The 2763-nt window shown below is 66.2% G+C and carries 6 protein-coding genes; 3 read left to right on the top strand and 3 right to left on the bottom strand.

What is annotated here, in order from left to right; all coding sequences use genetic code 11:
* The coding region (locus CM1CMNOD_RS21660) for a hypothetical protein (RefSeq protein ID WP_165490459.1) at window positions 1-403 on the bottom strand (403 nt) is incomplete at its 3' end.
* Between the two features lie 196 nt (window positions 404-599).
* On the opposite strand from CM1CMNOD_RS21660, the gene CM1CMNOD_RS09020 reads away from it, so the two are divergent.
* On the top strand, window positions 600-1052 hold the full coding sequence (locus tag CM1CMNOD_RS09020) for a Fic/DOC family protein (protein WP_258165229.1): 453 nt from the start codon (window positions 600-602) through the stop codon (window positions 1050-1052).
* 59 nt (window positions 1053-1111) lie between these two features.
* On the opposite strand, the gene CM1CMNOD_RS09025 is transcribed toward CM1CMNOD_RS09020, so the two are convergent.
* A complete protein-coding gene (locus tag CM1CMNOD_RS09025; RefSeq protein ID WP_157491002.1) occupies window positions 1112-1543 on the bottom strand; it encodes a toll/interleukin-1 receptor domain-containing protein in 432 nt (143 codons plus the stop codon).
* Between the two features lie 81 nt (window positions 1544-1624).
* Here CM1CMNOD_RS09025 and CM1CMNOD_RS09030 point away from each other — a divergent pair, with 81 nt between their 5' ends.
* A complete protein-coding gene (locus CM1CMNOD_RS09030; RefSeq protein WP_043603376.1) occupies window positions 1625-2104 on the top strand; it encodes an HIT family protein in 480 nt (159 codons plus the stop codon).
* A gap of 32 nt (window positions 2105-2136) precedes the next feature.
* Here CM1CMNOD_RS09030 and CM1CMNOD_RS09035 read toward each other — a convergent pair whose 3' ends face one another.
* Entirely contained in the window at window positions 2137-2484 is a 348-nt protein-coding gene (locus CM1CMNOD_RS09035) for a PIN domain-containing protein (protein ID WP_013873352.1), read from the bottom strand.
* A 70-nt stretch (window positions 2485-2554) separates the two neighbouring features.
* Here CM1CMNOD_RS09035 and CM1CMNOD_RS22365 point away from each other — a divergent pair.
* The coding region (locus CM1CMNOD_RS22365) for a hypothetical protein (protein WP_207387482.1) at window positions 2555-2763 on the top strand (209 nt) is incomplete at its 3' end.

Below are 2763 nucleotides of genomic sequence, written 5' to 3' on the forward strand. Positions count from 1 at the left end.
GGCGGCGTTGCGGGCGCTGGCGCGGGAGCTGACCGCCGTCGGCCGGTACGCGGCGCTGCATTTCTCCTGCGAGCTGGGTGAGGCCGCCGGCGACGACTACGGCGCGGCGCAACTCGGCATCCTCGGTGAGATCCGCCGGCGTGCCGAGCTCACTCTGCCAGCGGAACTGCATACGCCGGTGTGGCCGCAGGCATCCGCGGCGGACCTGCTCGCTGCCGCGCTCGCGGCGTGGGCGCGAGTGTGTCCGCGGCCGTTGGTGCTGTTCTTCGACGAGATCGACGCGTTGCGCGGGCAGAGCCTGATCAGCATGCTGCGGCAGTTGCGGGCGGGGTTCGCGGATCGGCCGGCGGCGTTCCCGGCGTCGGTGGCGCTGTGTGGCCTGCGTGACGTCCGGGACTGCCACCCCCGAAATCGCTTCGCGATTCCGCGGGTCCCCGGAGCCGCCTCCGGCGGCGATCCCTCGCGATTGGGCACGTCCAGCCCGTTCAACATCAAACTGAAGTCATTGCGGCTCGGGGACCTCACCCCGGACGAGGTCGCCGCGCTCTACGCCCAGCACAGTCGTCGGCCTCCAACGCATCCGGCTGACCACACGTTCACTGCCCGGCGCCTTCGACACCGCGCATCTTCAACGTTTCCACCGCGTCCTGTTCGACGACATCTACGACTGGGCCGGCACGATCAGAAACGTCACGATGACCAAGGGAACATCTACGTTCTGCCTGCCACGTTTTCTACCGGAGCAGCTCGCCGAGCTGTTCGCCGGTCTCGCCGCCGACGGCTATCTTGTCGAGCTCGCCCGCATGCCCTTCCTCGAACGGTTCGCAACGCTTTACGGTGAGCTGAACGCGCTTCATCCGTTCAGGGAGGGCAACGGCCGGACGCAACAGGCGTTCCTGCGACAGCTCGCGGCGGCCGCGGGGTGGGAGATCCGCTGGGACGATGTGGACAAGCAGGACAACGACGAGGCATGCGCCGGGTATTTCCACATCCAACAGGCCAAGATCCTCATCGATCTACTCGCGCCTGCCGTCCTTCCAGCCCACCGATAAGCCCGGACTTTCTGGCCTGGTCAGCAGACAACGTCATCCGGTTGTGGCGGTCTCGGAGACTATCTGCCGGGGAAGTGGGGTGGGCTGGTCGGCCGCACACGGCCAGCCAGCGAGGCCCTGACACGGTCGATCAGAATCTTTTCGGCTTCCTCTTTCGCAAGGCCGACGAGGTCGATGTAGACGATGCCGCCGAGGAGGCCTTCCGGAGCGCAGCGCTCCACACGAACCGGCAGGACCCTCCGCTTCTCGCCATCCGGATCCCCCCGCCAGAACGCCTGCCATTCGGCGGTACCGAACTTCGAGTTCTCCAGGTAGTCGGGGGAGAGCACCGCAAGCACCCGGGCTGCCTTGGTCACCCCCTTCTGCATTTCGTTCACCCAGTTCGCCCCGGGCACAAAGTCCCACACCTGGACGAGGATCCGGTAGCCGGCCTCCTCCAGCGCCCACGAGATCCACTCAGCCCATTCCTGGTCCGCGCCGGTGTAACTCACGAAGAAATCATGGTCATATGCTGGCACCGCATCTCCTGATCTTCGCAGAACCGACGAACCTGCTGATAAGATACGATAATCGTGACGGTCGCACATGCAGCGGGTGTTCGGGAGGATTGCTACTCCTGCGTGCGCAACGCGTCGCTGGACGCTCTGCCGCCGCGGGAGCGGATCCTGCTCGGGCCCGGCTGGCGGGTAGTGCACGCGATCCGGGCTGCGCTGCCCGGCTGGCTGGTGGTCGTCGCGCGCCGGCATGTCACCTCGCCGGCCGAACTGACCGCGGCGGAGGCATCCGAACTCGGTCTGGTGACGTGGCGTCTCAGCCGTGCCCTGATCGACGTGACCGGGTGTGCGAAGACGTATGTGGTCGCGTTCTCGGAGGCCGAGGGCTTTACTCATCTGCATGTCCATGTCATTCCGTGGGCGGCGGACCTGCCTGTCGCCGAGCGTGGCCCCGCCGTCTTCTCCTACCTGCGCCGGCCGCCGGCCGAATGGGTTTCGCCTGACACGATGGACAGCCTTGCGCAGGCCCTTGCCATCTCCCTCGCGTCCATTTCATAGTTTATGGTTTCTTACCGGGTTGTGTCGTCGTTTCACGGGTTGATCAGTGGGATTCCCAGGTGGGTGAAATCCCGGGTGTTACGGGTGGCGAGAGTCAGGTCGTGTGCCGTGGCCGTCGCGGCGAGGAAGCTGTCGATGACCGGCGCCGGTCTACCGTTGCGGTCGCCGTCCGCCATGAGCATTCCCCAGGCGTCGGCTATCGGGATGTCGACGGTGAGGATACGGTCCGCGAAACGCGGTACCAGGTCCGCGTCCAGCCATGCAGCCAGGTGTGTCCGCCGGTTACCGGCCGGGATGCCGCTCGTCCGCTCGGGCAGCCTCGGCCGCCTGAGCGCGGCCGGTTGATCCGCGCTGTGCTCGCACGGTATCCGTAGGATCATCGACCTGCCCGGCGACGGCGAGATCGGGCCGGACGCGACGCCCCGTCCGGCAGATCTCACGACCGTGCGGGTGCTCTTGGACGATGCCGCCGGCCCCGGCTTCTGGCAGTACTGCTGGGACAACCGCCTGGACGGCAGCCCGCTCTACCTGACGGTCTGTTACGTCCATCCAGGCGTCCTGATCAATGATATGCTGCTGTCACGCAGATATGTTTTCTTTCCGAGCCGCGGTAGCTTGCATCGACAACAGCTTCCTGCCCGTCAGCAGCAAGGGGTGGT

Source organism: Protofrankia symbiont of Coriaria myrtifolia (assembly GCF_900634755.1).
GTDB lineage: Bacteria > Actinomycetota > Actinomycetes > Frankiales > Frankiaceae > Protofrankia > Protofrankia coriariae.